Genomic DNA, 1,140 nt, shown 5'->3' with positions numbered 1-1,140 from the left:
GTCTGCAAGGATGTCATCAATTTCTCTGCGGTGCTGAAGCAGCTGATAAGATACACCCTCATCGGCTTTTTGTTTCAGCTGGCGTTCCAGTTCCGAAATCCTTGTCAGCAGTTCAGTTTCGTCCTGCCTTTGCTGTAATAGGGTGTCCAGCTTCTGTTCGAGCTGTTCGATTCGCCGTTCTGTATCGCCATTTGTTTTTTGGACAATGAAGCCTGTGCGCTTTTTAGTGCTATGCGGCACATGAATATCCTGAATCGCCGTGCCTTCAGAGATTTGTTTTTGAACAGATTTTAGAAACTTCACGTCTTCTGTAGTGAACGAGTAGTGCCCGAGCTCATTGCGTTCGGCCGGAAGATTCAGCTGCTTCACCCATCGCTGCACCGTTTTTGCGGAGACGCCGAGTTCACTTGCTACCATATTTGTATTCATGATCCCATACCTCCTTTTTAGCTAGGTATTCGACCATAGAATGCGGTTCCCTTCTTGTTAGACAAAACAAGAAAAGATTCGGCAAAGAAAGTGGGTATCTCCTTTTTTTCTTCAAAAACCGTTATTGTTCATACAGCTCTAAAGGAAGCTGGTCAGGATCAAAAAAGAAGGTGAACCTCTTTCCGGTCAGCGGATCTGTTCTGATCGGCTCTGTTTCGATTCCTTTTTCATGAAGCTCCTGAACGGCCTCATCCAAGTTGTCGACTGTGAAGGCGAGGTGGCGCAGGCCTGCAGCTTCAGGCCGTGTTTGGCGTGCGGGCGGATCGGGAAACGAGAACAGCTCAATGACATACGAGCCGTTAAGTGACAAATCAAGCTTATAGGAACCGCGGTCTTCGCGGTACGTTTCTTGAATCACCTGAAAACCGAGCTTATGTACGTAGAAAGCTTTCGACTTTTCATAATCTGAACATATGATTGCAATATGATGTATGGATTTCAGCAACATCATCCCTCCTTGATTCCCAGTATAGCAGGGAAGGCTTTTCCAGCTGGGATTGAAATGCTTTTGACTGGGGGTAAGCACTATACTATAATGAGAATGTTACGCACAGGAAAACAGAGGTGAAGACCGTGTTAGACCGTTTAAAGTCAATCGAAGAACGATACGAAAAATTAAATGAGCTTTTAAGCGATCCAGAAGTAGTAAAT

General features: G+C 45.4%; 3 protein-coding genes. 1 reads left to right on the top strand and 2 read right to left on the bottom strand.

Annotated elements, in window-relative coordinates:
* A partial coding sequence (racA, locus tag RAC86_RS38950; RefSeq protein WP_377886983.1) for a chromosome-anchoring protein RacA occupies positions 1–429 on the bottom strand: 429 nt, incomplete at its 3' end.
* A gap of 121 nt (positions 430–550) precedes the next feature.
* A complete protein-coding gene (gene gloA2, locus RAC86_RS38945; RefSeq protein WP_072565417.1) occupies positions 551–937 on the bottom strand; it encodes an SMU1112c/YaeR family gloxylase I-like metalloprotein in 387 nt (128 codons plus the stop codon).
* A 125-nt stretch (positions 938–1,062) separates the two neighbouring features.
* On the opposite strand from gloA2, the gene RAC86_RS38940 reads away from it, so the two are divergent.
* On the top strand, positions 1,063–1,140 hold a 78-nt coding region (locus tag RAC86_RS38940), incomplete at its 3' end, for a hypothetical protein (protein ID WP_377886984.1).

The organism is Bacillus sp. LR_5, assembly GCF_042709275.1.
Note: the sequence above shows the minus strand (reverse complement) of the source record. Positions and strands in the feature narration are given on the sequence as shown.

Bases quoted from the DNA above. Each gene is read 5' to 3' on its own strand.
- gloA2 (WP_072565417.1), bottom strand. From the start codon at position 937: ATGTTGCTGAAATCCATACATCATATTGCAATCATATGTTCAGATTAT.